Genomic DNA, 15,810 nt, shown 5'->3' with positions numbered 1-15,810 from the left:
TATACATGGATGTATGTAAAATTTTCTTTACTTATCAAAAAGATAACTTTAAAAATAGTAATTTTAAAAATAGATTGTAAGTTTTTTATGGATATAATCATCATAAATCCACTACATAGTCATTTTCTTAAAGCCGTATAGTTTAAGTGATAGGTTATCGGTGGATTTATTGCAGTGCGGGAGTTGTATATCCCTTTTTATTTGTTTCTGATCATCAAATCAAATATTTCATATTTGATTTAGAGGGTCTGTTTAACTTGTTTATGAAAGGAATGTATCATGAAAAAATTGACTGCTGCTGTCGTGGCTTTGGGTATGAGCGCTTCTGTTTTCGCTGCCGGTTCTTTCAATCAAGCTGTTTTGAGCGGTAAAGATGCTCAATTGGTTGTTTCTACTGGTTATGCTAACGCTCAAGGTTTGAACGTGATCAATGCCAATGATTCAATTACTAAAGTTGATCAAGGTGTTTTGATCAACAACTTGGATCTGGAGTTGAAGAATGCTGCTTACACTACTCAAGGTGCCAACGTAGTTGTTGCCGGCAAGGAAACTAAGAACGTAGATCAAGAAGCTTGGGTTAACGAAGTTAAAATGAAAACCACCAATGGTGCTTACAACACTCAAGGTGTAAACGTAATTGAATTGAAATAAGCAGTAACTTGCTAATGGGGGTCGGTAGTTGAAATGGATTTATTTTGCTGCCGACCCCGTTTAACAATTTGATGTTTTGATGTGTGGAAGGCAGGATATCATGATGAACAAATTGCTAAAGTTAACAACTCTTTTATGTGTTTCTTCAATGCTGGTGCCTGTGCCGTTGATGGCAAAACATCCGGGTTATCCTGATATACCTTCTACAAGAACAAAAGCCATGCCGCATAAGATGATTATGGAAGCACGGGTACGTCCTCAAAGAACAAGAACTGACGGCTACCATGTTACCGATCCTTATGGAAATTCATATTATGTTGATAATGTTATCAAGCCTAAATGTGCTTTTTATGCGAACTATATCAACACAGACTCCTCAGCCCTCAATCGTGCAGGAAGAGTTAATCAACCGAAAATTTCAAGCAAAGCTTATATTGGTAAAGTGACTATTAAAGGCTGCAATTAACTATTTTTTGAATTAATTTGATTAAGATTAATTGATAGGGAGAAAGCGTTATCATGAAAGCTTATGCTTTAAAGATTTTAGCTTTGGCTGTATTGTTTTCAGGCTGTTCATCGCAATCGGTAGATTATGTTTCTACTGCCGCTACGCCTAATTATACTGAATCTTCTTTAGATAAATCTTTAGACTGCGTAGGTAGGGCGTTTGAAGAATTTACCAAAACCAGCCCTCGGGTTTCTTTGTTTATCGTGTCTAATGTTATTGATGGAACGGTAAGGCAGCAGGCATTGCACAGTCCGTTGGCAGATGCGGGTGCTTTTCATTTAAAAACGCGTATCCATGCATTGTTTCCTTATACTTTAGCAAAAGTAGTAAAAGAAGAACCTTTGATTTTTCAGGCTGTTAACGGGCCGGTTGGAATCAATGCGTTTGGTTTGGTAAATACAAATTATTTGAAAGCTTATCAAGACGGTAATCTGTCGTCTATCAATTTTATTCGTAATCAAGCCGGGTTATCTCCCGCTTCTTACCTTCAATTGATCCCGATTGAGGCGGCATTTACACGCAACGACCAAGAGGATTTTTTCAATAGAGGCCGTGGTGCCAATGCTTCACAAAGCAGAGCCAGAATACAGGGTAATATTGATTACGGTTCGAGCAGTTCATCGAAAATCATTAGCTTAGCCGTAAATGTAAATGATCCTTCCACTAACACTATTGCTTATGCCACTTCTTTCGACTTGAAATATTCGGCGAAAAGAAAAGAATTCAGCATACAGTTAACGGGTAAAGAACCGGGCATCGGCTATTCGTTTTCTTCGGGACAAGTGGAAAGTGTGCAAAGTGCACAACAGGTTTTGCTTGATGCTGCCAGTTTGTGGGTTGCAGACTTGGCATATCCCGAATTACAGTTGCAAAAGAAATGCTCCCCGAAAAAATCTTAAACTGTCAGCTTTATTTAAAACATAATCCGATGGGTAGAAGTCGGTTATAGTAAAATGGTCATTAAAGGCCGTCTGTACAAACGGTATGGGCGGCCTTTATGTTTAACGATGTTTACTGCTTGGTAGGGAAAAATCGTGGCCTTGAGAAAAATGAATATAAAAGAGTATTGGCGTTTATGTATTTGTTTACCGTCGATCATGTTTGTGGCTGCATGTGCTTATCCGCAAAGCAAACCTGATCAAAAGCATCCGGTTTCAGCAGAGCAAACAAATGCTCACATACAAAGCCAGTTTGACAAACCACATGAAATTTTGGACTTGGAAACTTCTTACGGCAAAAAAAGCAGAGGCATGAAGAAGATGGCCAAGCAGGCAGATCATGTAACGGCTGAAGGTGAAGTTAAAAAGGCAGACAATCCGCCTGCCCCGATCATCAATCCGGACAAAGCCAAAGCTGCTTCGCGTGAGTTTAAGATTCAGGCTGAAGTAAATCCGCCTTACAAAGGGTTGGATGAGTTGAGCGAAGAAGAGCACGATAAGATTTTGAAAAAATCTTTGCCCTTGATAGGCCAATATGGCAATGTCGATTCAACGGGTTTGGGGCATTATCCCCGTCGGCAGGGGGAGCAGTATCAATCTGACAAACCGATTATTTATTATATTGATGAGTAATTTGAGTGCTTAATATTAAGATGCCGTCTGAATTGTTCAGACGGCATCATTTATTTTTCTACATTCAAACCGAAGTGCAGGTAGCTGCGTTCGGTAGCCATGCGCCCGCGCGGGGTGCGTTGCAGGAAGCCTTGCTGGATGAGATACGGTTCGATAACGTCTTCGATGGTATCGGTGGATTCGCCGATGGCGGCGGCAATGTTTTCCAATCCTACCGGGCCGCCGCTGAATTTATAGATCACGGCTTCGAGAAATTTTCTATCCATCAAATCCAAGCCGACCGAATCGACATCGAGCATACTCAAGGCGGCATCGGCGGTTTCGGCGTTAATCAATCCTTGGTTTTTCACTTCGGCGTAATCGCGCACGCGGCGTAGCAGGCGGTTGGCGATGCGGGGCGTACCGCGGCTGCGGCGGGCGATTTCCATTGCGCCTTCTTCGCCCATATTGAGTTGCAGCAGTTCGGCGGAGCGGGCAACGATGGTGGCTAAATCGTCGTGCCCGTAAAATTCGAGGCGGGAAACAATGCCGAAGCGGTCGCGCAAGGGGTTGGTGAGCATGCCGGCGCGGGTGGTTGCGCCCACCAGCGTGAACGGCGGCAGGTCGATTTTGACCGAGCGGGCGGCGGGGCCTTCGCCGATCATAATGTCGAGCTGGTAATCTTCGAGCGCGGGGTAGAGGATTTCTTCGACGACCGGACTGAGGCGGTGGATTTCGTCTATAAACAATACGTCGTGGGGTTCGAGGTTGGTTAGTAGGGCGGCCAAATCGCCGGCGCGTTCGAGCACGGGGCCGCTGGTTTGGCGAAGGTTTACGCCCAATTCTTTGGCGATGATGTGTGCCAGCGTGGTTTTGCCTAATCCGGGTGGGCCGAACAGCAGAGTGTGGTCGAGTGCTTCGCCGCGTTTTTTGGCGGCTTTGATGAAGATGGCGAGCTGTTCTTTGGCTTTGTGCTGGCCGATGTAGTCGCCCAATGATTTGGGGCGCAGGGCGCGTTCGAGCATTTCTTCTTGGGCGGAAATGCTTTGGGCAGTGATGATGCGTTGCGGTTGGGCGGCGCTGAGATTATCGGTTTGCAGCATAGTTAACAACTCGTAAGTTAAGTTTTTGAGGCCGTCTGAAACATATTTTCAGACGGCTTTGCTATTTATTTACCCGGTATGACTGTTTTGCCGCCAAACCAGATAATCGCGCAGTGGCGGCATGGGCGGGTTGATGCAGTGCGGGCATACGCCGGTGATGTCTTCATCGTCATCTTCGATATGGAGGGCGTTGGGGTCGAACCGTGCCTGCTGTGCTACGGCATGTGCCAAAGCTTGTTCCTGCACAACGTCAAACTCAAAACCGCTGAGAATTTCGCGCAGGAGTTCATGTTCTGCGTTGCTGAAATTTTCGCTGTTCAGGGTGATCAGGCGCAGATAGTCGCGGTTGCTTATTTTTTGGTGGAGTAAGTCGGTGTTCATGGTTATAAGGCCGTCTGAAACGGTTGGGTTGGTGTGAGACGAATCAAAGAGTTTGGAATTATAACGTGTTTCAGACGGCAGCGGACGTTGCCGTGCGTCGTGAAACAGGCTCAGGGTTGGGAGGTTGATGGTGAATCATGATCTGAAACATTCATAACCATTCAGACGGCCTCATATACGTTTTAGCGTATTTTGAGGCCGTCTGAAAAAACGAATAGATAATAGGTTTGATTATTTACCGCAAGAAACGAAGTGGCGCACTTGCGGCGGTGTTTCGCCTTGGTGGAAGCGTTTTACTGCGTTTTGCAGGTCGGCGTCGGTTTTGGAAACGCGTTTGTGTTGGCGCAGATGCTCGGCCCACGATTCGACCAAGAACCATTCGAGCATAATGGAAGGATCGGCGGTGTCTTCGCTCAGGCCCCATTGGTAGGCTCCGTCGCGGCGGCGTTCGGCCGAAAGCGCGGTAATGGCGCGGATAAACGCTTCGCGGTCTTCGGGGCGGATGCGGTATTCGATTTGAATCAGCACCGGCCCGCGGTCGTTGGCAGGGCGGGATACGGTGAGCGGTTCGGGCCAATGGTTAGACGGGCTTAAGTCGTTTTCGCCTTGCGGCAGTTTGATGCGGTGCGCTACCAATGCGGAAACCACCAATGCCGCCGCACCTGCAAGCAAGGTCAAGGGGATACCGATAAGGCTGGCAACGTTGCCCCATAACAAGCTGCCGGCAGTCATGGCGCCGTTGAATACGGTGAGGTAAACCGCCAACGAGCGGCCGCGTACCCAGTTGGGCAGAATGCTTTGCGCCACGCCGTTGAGTGTGGTTAAAGCGGTAATCCATGACGCGCCGAGCAACAGCAATACCACCACCGCCAACCATTTGGGCGGGGCGGCGGCCAAAACGGCCATTACGGCAGCGGTTACGCCTGCGGCCAAAAGCAGTAAGCCGTCGGCACTCAAGCGGCTGCGCAGGCGCGGCATAATCACGGCGCCGAGAATCGCGCCCGCGCCTACCGCACCCAGCAAGATGCCGTAAAAGCCCGCGCTACCGTTGAGAAGTTGTCGTGCCACCAAAGGCAGCAAAGCCCAAACTGAGCTGGCGATGGCGAAGAAGACAAAGGCACGCAGCAAAACGATGTGCAGCTCGCGGCTGGCGCGCACATAGCGCAATCCGGCACGGAATGCCCCGCCGAATTGTTCGGAAAGCTCGTCGCGCTGGGTTTTGGGGCGTTTCCACCACAGCAATGCGCTGATCACAAACACATAGCTCAATACGTCGGCACCGTAGGCGAAAGCCGCACCCGCTCCGGCCAAAATCAAACCGCCGAGTGCGGGGCCGATGGCGCGGGCAATGTTTACGCCGAGAGAGTTCAAAGCTACGGCGTTTTTCAAATCTTTTTTATCGACCAGTTCCGGTACGATGGCCTGCCAAGTCGGCCCCATCAGTGCGGCCCCGATACCGCCGAGAAAGGTAAGCGCAATCAGCGAGGCAACCGACTGCATACCGCTTGCCGAGAGCAGCATCAGTCCGGCGCTGACACCGGCGAGCAGAATCTGAATGCCGATTAAGAATTTGCGGCGGTCGAGAATATCGGAAAGCACGCCGGCGGGAATGGCAAGCAGAAACACCGGCAGGGTGGCGGCGGCTTGCACCATGGCAACGGCGGCAGGCGAAGGCGATAAATCGGTCATCAGCCACGAGCTGGCAACATCGCGGATAAAGCTGCCGGTGTTGCCTAAAATGGTGGCTATCCATAACACGACAAACAAAGTTTGCCGCAACGGGGCGAAGCTGCTGCCGGAAGTTTCGGCGGCAGACGAGCGGTGTTGGGTCATATATGTTGTTCCTTTGGTTCCGTAATGTGGAAAAGCTGTTCAGACGGCCTGAGACCTTTGCCGGCTTGCTGTTTATATCGTTAAACTACTTTAAATAGATGGACTACAAATAAAAGATAGGTAGGCGCTACATTAAGGCTGCTTATCAGTTCCATAGCGGCGGTGTTTTTCGGCACAATCCGCTTGGATAGCATGAGGCCGTCTGAAAAAACAAACATTAGGTGTGCACGTCTGTACGGCTTTGTGCGGTGCAAGGATAAAAGCACAAACCGGCCCGCTCGGTTTATGAAGCGGGATGTTGTACCTGAATCCTGCGGTGTCCGGCAGCAGGCTGCCGTGGCGGTTTTGCCGGTTAGCGCAAATGGTCGGGCGCTTCCGGAGAAGGCAGACGGCTGAGTTTGCTGCCGGATAAATCGATATCGCCGAAACGCGGGTGGCCGCTGTTCCAATCGGCAACGGCACGGCGGAGCGAATCGGGGTTGTCGGCTACGAAATTCCACCAAAACAGGGTCGGGTGCGGCAAAGGTTCGCCGCCAAGCAGCATGATATGTGTTCCTGCTTCGGCCTGAATGCGGATAACGCCGTCCGTATTGCCGTCGGTGAATACCATCATTTCATCTGCGGTCGCGCGTAAGCCGTCGGCTTCTACGCTGCCGGCGAGTACGAGGATGCCGTATTCCCAGCCTGAGTGGGCGGGTATTTCCAAAGTACGGGCCGTCTGAAAACGGATATCCACGCCGACCAGCGGGCTGAATTGTTTGGTCGGCGCAGTATGGCCGCCGTAGCTGCCGGTGGTTAAGATGTAATCGACACCGTTTTCTTGCCATTCGGGCAGTTCGGGATAGTGTTGGAAATCAGGTTCGATTTCCTGATGGGTCGGCAAGGCAATCCACAATTGAACGGCATGCAGAGTGTTGATGCCTTCAGGGGTTTGCTCGGTATGGCTGATGCCGCGCGTATCGCCCGTGCCGGCAGTCATCAAGTTGACCTGCTTGGGGCGGATCAGTTGGCGGTAGCCGAGGCTGTCTTGATGACACACTTCGCCTTCCAGCATCCAAGTAAAGGTTTGCAGATTGGTGTGGGGGTGCGCGCCGACCTGCATACCGTCTTCGCCCGCACCGAATTCGGCGGGGCCGGCATGGTCGAGAAAACACCATGCGCCGATGGTACGGCGTTTGCCTTGCGGCAACAGGCGGGCAACAGGAATACCGCCGACATCTTTGATTTTGGCAGGAAGTTTTTCTGTGTTCATATCAGGGTTCCTTTGTGTGTTTATATCCGGTTGGCACGACAGCTTATAACCAACCGACTATCGTGCTGCGGAGCGCAACGTTCAAGCAAGAATTGGTCATAAGCCGTTTGCCAAATGCGGTTACGGATACGGAAAGTCATCCGTATCCGTTCGGGCGTTTTCAGACGGCCCAGCACGAGCAGCCGAGGGCGCCGAAGAAGCCTTTGAGGTCGGAAACAGGCGCCGACGATGCCCAGGCGCGGGCGTGATCGTGGCCGTGCAGACCGCAGGCGCTGGCGCAACTACATGAAGCGATGGCTTGTTGACGCAGCGGTGCGAGCGAGTTTTTACCGGCACCTTCGGGGTCGCCCCATGCGCCGTAACCGCGGTATTTGTGTACCGGCGACCAATCGGGCATAGCGGGCGGCGGCGGGGTGTCTAAATCAGAGAAGCTGCCTGCGCCGTAAACGACACGGCCGCCCACCACGGTCAGATCCGAGGTCAGGAACGGGATTTCGTCTTCCGGCACGCTGAAAAAGTCTTTGCTCGGCACCATCATGTCGGCCAAATGGCCCACTTCGATGCGGCCGCGCTTGCCGACTTCGTTGGAGAACCATGCCACGTTTTCCGTCCACATGCGCAAAGCGGTTTCGCGGTCGAGCAAATTGGCTTGCGGATAGAGTTTCATACCGCCGACGGTTTTGCCGCTGATCAACCAAGATAAGGATACCCACGGATTGTAAGAAGCCACACGGGTGGCATCGGTACCGGCCGATACTTTCACGCCGCTTTCGAGAATGCGTTTCACCGGCGGTGTGTTGGCTGCGGCAGCCGTGCCGTAGCGTTCGGCAAAGTATTCGCCTTGATAGGCCATGCGGTGCTGCACGGCAATACCGCCGCCCAGTTCGGCAATGCGGTCGATGGATTTTTGCGACACGGTTTCGGCATGGTCGAAGAACCAGTTGATGCCTTCCAACGGAATATCGCGGTTAACTTTTTCAAATACATCCAAGGCACGGGTAATGGTTTCGTCATAAGTCGCGTGCATACGCCACGGCCATTTGTTTTGCGCCAAAATGCGTACCACTTCTTCCAATTCGCCTTCCATTTCAGGCGGCATCTCGGGGCGGGGCTGGCGGAAATCTTCAAAGTCGGCGGCAGAAAACACCAACATCTCGCCGGCACCGTTGTGGCGGAAATAATCGTCGCCCTGTTTATAGGTAACCGAAGAAGTCCATTTGAGGAAGTCTTCTTTCTCCTCTTTCGGTTTTTGCGTGAAGAGGTTATAGGCGATGCGTACGGTGAGTTGGTTTTCTTCGGCCAGCTTGCGGATCACTTCGTAATCGTCGGGATAATTTTGGAAACCGCCGCCGGCATCAATCACACCGGTTACGCCCAAACGGTTCAGCTCGCGCATGAAATGGCGGGTGGAGTTGACTTGGTAATCAAACGGCAGTTTGGGACCTTTTGCCAAAGTCGAATACAGAATCATGGCATTCGGTTTGGCCAGCAGCAGGCCGGTGGGGTTGCCTTTCGAATCGCGTTTGATTTCGCCTCCGGGCGGTTCGGGGGTGTCTTTGGTGTAGCCGACGGCGCGTAATGCGGCTGCATTGAGTAAAGCACGGTCGTATAAATGCAGGATGAACACCGGCGTATCAGGCGCAACGGCATTGATTTCTTCAATGGTGGGCAGGCGTTTTTCGATGAATTGGTGCTCGGTAAAACCGCCGACTACGCGAACCCATTGCGGCGCAGGCGTAATATCGACTTGTGCTTTGAGCATGGCCATGGCATCGGCCAGCGAACGCACGCCGTCCCAACGCAGTTCCATGTTGTAATTGAGGCCGCCGCGGATGATATGGGTGTGGTTGTCGAAAAGGCCGGGTAAAACGCTGCGGCCTTGCAGATCGATGCGGCGGGTATTTTCGCCCGCCATCGCTAAAATTTCGCTGTTGCTGCCGACTGCGGCAAATTTTCCGTCGGCAACGGCAACGGCTTGGGCAACCGGCTTGGAGCGGTCTAAAGTCGTAAATTCGCCGTTATAGAAAATTGTGTCGATTTGTGTCGTCATCATTTACTCCTTATTGTGATTTTGATCTTGTGAGTGTGCGGTTTGGGAGATAGATGTTTGCGGAGAAAAAAATTGTTTGGAGAGCGGAATCATTTGTTCGCCCAGCAACATGCCCAAAAGCCCCAGCAAGGCCACTACGGGCGGTGCGGGAGAGCGTACATTAAGCAGGTAGTAAACCACACCAACCAATATTCCGGCTCCGAAAGAAAACACATACAACTTCATAAATATCTCTTAATGGGCAGATTAAACAGCAAAGGTGTGATTTTGATGCAAACCACACCTTCGCATTAACAACAGTAAATCAGGGTTTACTTGGCAGGGTTAGGGCCGATGCGTTCGCCGTGTTGCACGCGCTCGGGCGCTTTGTGAACCATAGTGTAGGCGTAATCCACACCCATACCGTATGCACCGGAATGTTCTTTTACGATATCCAATACGGCATCGTAGGTTTCTTTACGGGCCCAGTCACGTTGCCATTCGAGCAAAACTTGTTGCCAAGTTACCGGAATAATGCCCGCTTGAATCATGCGTTGCATAGCGTATTCGTGCGCTTCTACTGTTGTGCCGCCTGATGCATCTGCCACCATGTAGATATCATAATTGCCTTCAGCAGCGGCAGCCAGAGCAAAGCCCAAGTTACATACTTCTGTCCACAAGCCAGCTACGATAACTTTTTTACGGCCGTTTGCAGCCAAAGCATCACGCACGTTTTGGTCGTCCCAAGAGTTCATTGAAGTGCGCTCGAGAATTTTGTTCTCGGGGAATACGCTCAACAATTCAGGGTAAGTGTGGCCGGAGAAACCTTCGGTTTCAACAGTGGTGATGATGGTGGGGATGTTGAATACTTTGGCTGATTTGGCCAATGCAACCACATTGTTTTTCAGGGTTTGGCGGTCGATAGATTGTACGCCGAAGGCCATTTGCGGCTGGTGGTCGATAAAAATCAGCTGGCTGTTTTCAGGGGTTAACAAGTCTAAAAATTTGTTTGACATGACGATTCTCCATGTGTCGTTAAAAGAATTTTCAGGCAATAAAAAAGCGGCAGATTCAAGGCTTGGAGCCTGTCTGAATTTGCCGCGTTATTGCACGGTGTATTCAGGCTGTTGGGCAGCCTGAAAATAATTACAGGCCGTAAACTTTCAGGCGGTCTTCTACGGGAGCAAAAGATTTATCGCCAGCAGATTCGGTGATGCCGCCGAATACGAGCTGGGCGCTCATTTTCCAGTTGGCCGGCAGATTCCAAGTTTTAGCCACTTCGGCATCAATGATCGGAGTGTAGTGTTGCAGGTTGGCACCTACGTTTACCGCAGCCAGAGCAGTCCAAATAGCGTATTGGCTCATGGCATCGCTGTGACCTGCCCATACGGGGAAACCGGCGGCATAAGCAGGGAACTGCTCTTGCAGGCCTTTAACAACATTTTCATCTTCAAAGAACAACACGCTGCCGGCAGCCGCTTTAAACATGTTCAGTTTGTCTTCGGTAGCTTGGAAGTTTTCGGCAGGAACGATTTTGCGCAGTTCGGCAATGGTGATATCCCACAGTTTTTCATGCTCGGCACCGAACAGTACAACGAAACGGGTTGATTGCGAGTTGAACGCAGACGGTGTGTGTTTTACAGCGTGCTCAACGATTTTTACTACTTCTTCTTTGTTGACGGGCAGATTTTTGTTCAGCGCGTAAACAGAACGGCGGTTCTCAGCAGCTTGCTGCAAAGTTTGTACAACAGACATTGTGGTTTCCTTTATTTCAGGTTGGCTAGATGGCTGCCCGAGATTTTTCAGGCAACTAAAAAGTTTGGATAACATTTTACTCTGATTTCCGTTAGTGTAACTGGTTGATATTGGCTTCTACGTCCATCGGTACGTCCATCAACAGGATTTCCGCATCGCCCAAAGCCTCTACGTCAAAGCCGTCGGTTTCCCACAAGCCCAAGCCGTCACGCTCGCCCAACTCGATACCGCCTACTTTGGCTTTACCTTTAATCACAAACACATACACGCCGTTGCCTTCGCGTTTTACATCGTAACGTTTTTGGGTGCCGTCTGAAAAACGTGCCAGCGAGAACCAAGCGTTTTGGTGAATCCACACACCTGCGTCATCAGCATTGGGAGACAAGATTTGCTGGAAGTCGTTGGGTTTGGCTTCGTTGGCAATCGTGATTTGCTGATAGCGGGGCGCTACGTTGTTTTTGCGGGGCAACACCCAAATTTGCAGGAATTTCACAGCTTGGTCGCGGTTGGCGTTCATTTCGCTGTGGGTAACGCCGGTGCCGGCCGACATAACCTGCACGTCACCGTTTTTGATGATGCTGCCGTTGCCCATGCTGTCGCGGTGGGCCAAATCGCCGCTCAAAGGTACGGAAATGATTTCCATGTCGCGGTGCGGGTGGGTGCCGAAGCCTTGGCCGCCTTCTACAAAATCATCATTAATCACACGCAGTACGCCGAAGCCCATGCGCTCGGGGTCGTAATAGTTGGCGAAGCTGAAAGTGTGTGCGCTTTTCAGCCAACCGTGATTGGCAAAGCCGCGTGAATTAGCCGGATGGTATACAGTTTGCATTTTATCTTTCCTTTAAATTAATTACTATTGTTAATATAACGATTTGCGATGGAGTGAATTATAGGGGGAAAGTTTGTGGGGAAAAAGACACGAATGATAAATTGATTATCAACCCAGAGTAAACAATAGTTCAAAAACATAAGAGGCTGGATAACTGGTGTGAAAAATATACTATCCGAAAGAATTAGAAAAGTATTTTTTTGATGAATAGACCTGAATATTGATATTCGTTTTATGATCAATCAACTTAACTTTTACTGCGGCGTTGCTGTGCTTGCCTTAAAGAGAACGAATATACAAGCCGCTAAGCGGCAACAGAATCGGTTCCGTACTACTTGTATTGTCTGCGGTTTTTCTCCCTTGTATTAACAATAAGTTGATGACAGGCCGTCTGAAAAGCTTTTTTAAACGGCGGGTTATCTTTGGTTGGATGAAAAGCGCACCGATGTTTGCATTTTTTAAATAAAAAATGAAAGGGTGTTCGGTGAGGCCGTCTGAAAGCATTGAATTGCATCCGCATCGGGGCGTACTGGTCTCAAACGGCATCAAGGCGGGTTTTACAGGTAAACGATTTCTCCGCTGCGCCCTTTGCTTTCTTCGCTGCTCCACCAAACAAAATCGGGCATGATGTCTTCGTAGTTTTTGCGCTCGCTGCGGGCCTCGCCGGGGTGGGTTTTCATGCGTTGGGGCGAGTTGACGGCACCGGGCACAAGCACGTTGGCGCGCAGGTTGGGGAAGCGTTCCCACTCGTCGGCGGCAACTTTGCACAAATAGTTGAGCGCGGCCTTGGATGCGCCGAAACCGCCCCAGTAGGCGCGCGGGTTTTCGCCGTGGCTTTCGCCGACGAAAATCACCGAAGCGTCGGGCGATTCTTTGAGCAAGGGCAGGAAAGCGCGGGTTAAACCCATGGGGGCGACGGTGTTGATGCGGTATTGGTTGACCCACTCGGCAACGGTTTGGAAATCGAGCGGGGAAAGGGCGTAGAAGTAGCTGGCGCAATGCACGATACCGTCGAGCTTGCCGCCGGTGGCTTCATTGATAGTGGCGGCGAAGCGGTCGAACTCGGCTTCTTCGGCGGTTAGGAGGTCGAAGCAGATGGCAAACGGCTCGGGGCCGCCCGCAGCAACGATGTCGTCGTACACTTTTTCGAGTTTTTTCTGATGGCGGGCAACCAGCACCACGGTGGCACCCGCAGCGGCGTAGGCTTTGGCAACCTGTTCGCCGATACCTTGCGATGCGCCGGTGATGAGGATGGTTTTGTTTTGAAGCTGGCTCATGGGTTTTTCCTTTAAGGTTTCAATCGGTATCGACGGCAGGCCGTCTGAAAAAATGTTGCGGTGCTGAGGTTTATGGCGAACTGCGGTAAGGCCGGCCGGTTCACGCTAAAGTTTCGGCCCGTACGGTTTGTATTCGGTCAAACACAGTTCCGCGGCGGTTGCGCCGGACTGCACGGCGGCTTCCAGCGTGGCGGGGTAGCGCGGATGCAGGTAGTCGCCGGCGGGGTAGATGCGGCGGTGGTGCAGCCATGCCAAATCGGGCGGGGTGCGGTCGGCCGTTGCTGCGGCGGTGGCGCGTTTTTCGGTAATCACTTGCGCGGCAAGCGGTTCGCCCAGATAAGGGCAAAGCGTTTTCAAATCGGCATGTACGCGCGCAATCCATTCTTCGTTTTTCAGACGGCCTAAATGGTCGGACACGCTGATCACGGCAGCAGTTTCGTTGGCGGGCGAGCCCAGCGCAGCGCGGTGGACGAACCATTGCACCGTGCCTTCGGCCAAGCCGGTAAGCGGCGCGGGCAGATGCACAGTTTCGGCGTAGCGCAGATACACGGTGGTGATGGCGTGATACTGCATATTGCCGAAGGCCGTCTGAATATCGGCGGGGGTTTCAGACGGCATCAGCGCGGCCGCATGATAGGGGGCAACGGCCAACACGGCGGCATCAAACGCTTCGCCGTTCACGCATACGCGGCCGTCGGGCAGGTTGGAAAGCTGCGTTACGCGTGTTTCCATGCGGATGTCTGCTTTGTGTTTGGCTAAGAATTGCAGGGAAGGTTCGGCGATGATGCGGCCTAAATCCTGTTTGGGCAGCAGGTAGTCGCTGCCGGCTTTATCTGCCCACACACCGTCTTGCAAGACGTTGCACAGCGTTTGCAGACTCGCGGATTCGAGCGGCGTGTTCAGTGCGCCCCACACCAGCGGCTGCCAGAATTGCGCGACGGTTTTACGTTGGACGTTGCGGCTGCGCAGCCATTCGGCAACGGTGATGTCGGGCAGCGGAAGCGGCGAACGGTGCCGCTGTTGCAGCGCGTGCATATCGTTGAGCAGTTTGATTTTTTCGCCGAAACCGATGTTCTTGGCTTTAAGCAATCCCACAACGATATGCAGCGGCGAGGGCAAAGAGGCCGTCTGAAATTGGAGGCCGTCTGAAATATGCCATTGCAGCGGCAGGCGCAGAAAGGCTTGGTGTTCGTCTGCACCGATCTGCTTCATCAGCGCAAGCACGCCTTGATAAGCACCCAGCAGAATGTGCTGGCCGTTGTCGAGAAAGCTGAAACCGCTGTTGTCGGCATTCAGCGTGCGCGCCCGCCCGCCGGCGCTGCGGCCTGCTTCAAACAGCGTCAGGCCGGCGCGCGGGGCAAGCTGTACGGCGGCGGACAAGCCTGCCCAACCTGCGCCGATAACAGCGATTTTGGGGCGTGGGTTTTGCGGTTTCATGGGTTAAATCCGAACAGCCATGTTTTCAGGGCGATGCGTTTTTTGCGCGGCGAAGGAATGGCGATTTTGTATTTCAATACGTTTTCGGCACCGTCGGCGGCGATTTCGTTCAATAAGGCATAGTAAATGCTGCCCATTACCAAACCGGCTTTTTGGGCTTTTTTGTCTTCAGACGGCAGCAGCGCCACGGCTTCGCGGTAGGTGTCGCGGGCGCGTTTGACTTGGAAATCCATCAGCGCGGCAAATTCGGGGGTGGGCGTGCGCTGCATCAGCACTTGCGCGGGCACGTTGAAACGCTGCAATTCTTCGGTGGGCAGATAAATGCGCCCGTTGCGCGCGTCTTCGCCTACGTCGCGGATGATGTTGGTGAGTTGCAAAGCCAAGCCGAGCGTTTCGGCGTATTGCAATGTTTCAGGCCGTCTGAAACCGAGAATGCGGGCAATCAGCCGCCCGACCACGCCCGCCACACGGTAGCAGTAAAGTTTCAGGTCTTCAAAACGCCCGTAGCGGGCCTGCTCCAAATCCATCTGCATGCCGTTGATGATGTCTTCCAATTCTTCCTGCGGCAGGCAGAAATCGGCGGCAACGGTTTTCAAGGCACGGCAAACCGGGTGTTCCGGCGTTTCGCTGCCGAACACTTTGGCCAGCTCGATCCGCCACCAGTTGAGCGTGGTTTGGGCAACGTGTTGGTCGGAACAGTCGTCCACCACGTCGTCCAGCTCGCGGCAGAAGGCATACAGCACGGTCATGGCATCGCGTTTCGGTTGCGGCAGAAAACGAAAACCCGCCAGAAAGCTGGATTTGCTTTCGGCGGCCTTTTGACGGCAGTATTCGAGCGGCAGCACGGCGGTTCCTGAATGGTTTTTATCGGATACGGATTGTAGCGGGAAACAGGGGGGATAACAATTCGAGGCCGTCTGAAAACAGCTGCTTTCAGACGGCAGCGGATTCAAATTTGAAGTGCAACTTTCCACAACAGAAAAAGGCCGGTATGCGGTAGCATACGGCCTTTCCTGCAAGAAAGATTGCATATGAGCGACACACAACTGACCCAAGACGAACTGCCCGCAAGGGCAGCCAATACAGTGCCGAAAAAGCCCGACAGCAAAGCCGGCTTACCAAGCAGCGCAAAAGAAAGCCCTATAAGCTCCATTCGCAGCTGATCCAACACATCGCTACCCTCATCCGCCGCAAACTCAGCCCCG

General features: G+C 51.9%; 15 protein-coding genes and 2 pseudogenes. 5 read left to right on the top strand and 12 right to left on the bottom strand.

The genetic code is table 11. The annotated features are described in order from the left end of the window. Positions 1–279 precede the first annotated feature (279 nt). From AKG43_RS10950 to AKG43_RS10940, 4 genes are all read left to right on the top strand, one after another. On the top strand, positions 280–651 hold the full coding sequence (locus tag AKG43_RS10950) for a hypothetical protein (protein WP_054600588.1): 372 nt from the start codon (positions 280–282) through the stop codon (positions 649–651). 100 nt (positions 652–751) lie between these two features. After that, positions 752–1,117: a hypothetical protein gene (locus tag AKG43_RS12865; protein ID WP_125940149.1), complete on the top strand. Its 366-nt coding sequence runs from the start codon at positions 752–754 to the stop codon at positions 1,115–1,117. Between the two features lie 53 nt (positions 1,118–1,170). After that, positions 1,171–2,058, top strand: coding sequence for a hypothetical protein (locus tag AKG43_RS10945; RefSeq protein WP_054600587.1), 888 nt, complete (start codon positions 1,171–1,173; stop codon positions 2,056–2,058). 135 nt (positions 2,059–2,193) lie between these two features. Then, complete coding sequence (locus tag AKG43_RS10940; RefSeq protein ID WP_156300667.1) at positions 2,194–2,730, top strand: hypothetical protein; 537 nt, start codon at positions 2,194–2,196, stop codon at positions 2,728–2,730. A gap of 50 nt (positions 2,731–2,780) precedes the next feature. Here AKG43_RS10940 and ruvB read toward each other — a convergent pair whose 3' ends face one another. The 12 genes and pseudogenes from ruvB to hpnD all read right to left on the bottom strand — a co-directional run bounded on the left by ruvB (position 2,781) and on the right by hpnD (position 15,450). After that, positions 2,781–3,812, bottom strand: coding sequence for a Holliday junction branch migration DNA helicase RuvB (ruvB, locus tag AKG43_RS10935; protein WP_054600585.1), 1,032 nt, complete (start codon positions 3,810–3,812; stop codon positions 2,781–2,783). A 69-nt stretch (positions 3,813–3,881) separates the two neighbouring features. Further along, complete coding sequence (locus tag AKG43_RS10930; RefSeq protein ID WP_082403080.1) at positions 3,882–4,199, bottom strand: hypothetical protein; 318 nt, start codon at positions 4,197–4,199, stop codon at positions 3,882–3,884. Between the two features lie 225 nt (positions 4,200–4,424). Further along, positions 4,425–6,032: pseudogene (locus AKG43_RS10925) on the bottom strand (MFS transporter); the annotation flags it as partial. Between the two features lie 346 nt (positions 6,033–6,378). Beyond that, a complete protein-coding gene (locus tag AKG43_RS10920; RefSeq protein WP_054600582.1) occupies positions 6,379–7,278 on the bottom strand; it encodes a pirin family protein in 900 nt (299 codons plus the stop codon). 160 nt (positions 7,279–7,438) lie between these two features. Further along, positions 7,439–9,331: an amidohydrolase gene (locus AKG43_RS10915; RefSeq protein ID WP_054600581.1), complete on the bottom strand. Its 1,893-nt coding sequence runs from the start codon at positions 9,329–9,331 to the stop codon at positions 7,439–7,441. Continuing rightward, a complete protein-coding gene (locus AKG43_RS10910; RefSeq protein WP_004284751.1) occupies positions 9,332–9,553 on the bottom strand; it encodes a DUF1427 family protein in 222 nt (73 codons plus the stop codon). It lies immediately after the preceding gene. Positions 9,554–9,639: 86 nt separating this feature from the next. Continuing rightward, complete coding sequence (locus tag AKG43_RS10905; RefSeq protein WP_004284753.1) at positions 9,640–10,323, bottom strand: hydrolase; 684 nt, start codon at positions 10,321–10,323, stop codon at positions 9,640–9,642. Between the two features lie 130 nt (positions 10,324–10,453). Beyond that, positions 10,454–11,062 carry a nitroreductase family protein gene (locus tag AKG43_RS10900; RefSeq protein WP_054600580.1) on the bottom strand — a complete coding sequence of 203 codons (609 nt, stop codon included), beginning with the start codon at positions 11,060–11,062 and terminating at the stop codon, positions 10,454–10,456. A 91-nt stretch (positions 11,063–11,153) separates the two neighbouring features. After that, on the bottom strand, positions 11,154–11,891 hold the full coding sequence (locus AKG43_RS10895) for a pirin family protein (protein WP_004284756.1): 738 nt from the start codon (positions 11,889–11,891) through the stop codon (positions 11,154–11,156). A 557-nt stretch (positions 11,892–12,448) separates the two neighbouring features. Beyond that, a complete protein-coding gene (locus tag AKG43_RS10890; RefSeq protein WP_054600579.1) occupies positions 12,449–13,168 on the bottom strand; it encodes an SDR family oxidoreductase in 720 nt (239 codons plus the stop codon). 105 nt (positions 13,169–13,273) lie between these two features. After that, entirely contained in the window at positions 13,274–14,605 is a 1,332-nt protein-coding gene (gene hpnE, locus AKG43_RS10885; RefSeq protein WP_054600578.1) for a hydroxysqualene dehydroxylase HpnE, read from the bottom strand. Further along, positions 14,602–15,450, bottom strand: coding sequence for a presqualene diphosphate synthase HpnD (gene hpnD, locus AKG43_RS10880; protein ID WP_054600577.1), 849 nt, complete (start codon positions 15,448–15,450; stop codon positions 14,602–14,604). The genes hpnE and hpnD overlap by 4 nt, the downstream gene beginning before the upstream one ends. A gap of 227 nt (positions 15,451–15,677) precedes the next feature. Here hpnD and AKG43_RS12860 point away from each other — a divergent pair. Beyond that, positions 15,678–15,810: pseudogene (locus AKG43_RS12860) on the top strand (IS30 family transposase); the annotation flags it as partial.

The organism is Neisseria sp. 74A18, from assembly GCF_001308005.1.
In the GTDB taxonomy this organism is placed as follows: Bacteria; Pseudomonadota; Gammaproteobacteria; order Burkholderiales; family Neisseriaceae; genus Neisseria; species Neisseria dumasiana.
Note: the sequence above shows the minus strand (reverse complement) of the source record. Positions and strands in the feature narration are given on the sequence as shown.

Coding starts and splice junctions, on each gene's coding strand:
- hpnE (WP_054600578.1), bottom strand. CDS start 14,605: ATGAAACCGCAAAACCCACGCCCCAAAATCGCTGTTATCGGCGCAGGT.
- AKG43_RS12865 (WP_125940149.1), top strand. CDS start 752: ATGATGAACAAATTGCTAAAGTTAACAACTCTTTTATGTGTTTCTTCA.
- ruvB (WP_054600585.1), bottom strand. CDS start 3,812: ATGCTGCAAACCGATAATCTCAGCGCCGCCCAACCGCAACGCATCATC.
- AKG43_RS10950 (WP_054600588.1), top strand. CDS start 280: ATGAAAAAATTGACTGCTGCTGTCGTGGCTTTGGGTATGAGCGCTTCT.
- AKG43_RS10895 (WP_004284756.1), bottom strand. CDS start 11,891: ATGCAAACTGTATACCATCCGGCTAATTCACGCGGCTTTGCCAATCAC.
- AKG43_RS10945 (WP_054600587.1), top strand. CDS start 1,171: ATGAAAGCTTATGCTTTAAAGATTTTAGCTTTGGCTGTATTGTTTTCA.
- AKG43_RS10900 (WP_054600580.1), bottom strand. CDS start 11,062: ATGTCTGTTGTACAAACTTTGCAGCAAGCTGCTGAGAACCGCCGTTCT.
- AKG43_RS10910 (WP_004284751.1), bottom strand. CDS start 9,553: ATGAAGTTGTATGTGTTTTCTTTCGGAGCCGGAATATTGGTTGGTGTG.
- AKG43_RS10905 (WP_004284753.1), bottom strand. CDS start 10,323: ATGTCAAACAAATTTTTAGACTTGTTAACCCCTGAAAACAGCCAGCTG.
- AKG43_RS10920 (WP_054600582.1), bottom strand. CDS start 7,278: ATGAACACAGAAAAACTTCCTGCCAAAATCAAAGATGTCGGCGGTATT.
- AKG43_RS10890 (WP_054600579.1), bottom strand. CDS start 13,168: ATGAGCCAGCTTCAAAACAAAACCATCCTCATCACCGGCGCATCGCAA.
- AKG43_RS10915 (WP_054600581.1), bottom strand. CDS start 9,331: ATGATGACGACACAAATCGACACAATTTTCTATAACGGCGAATTTACG.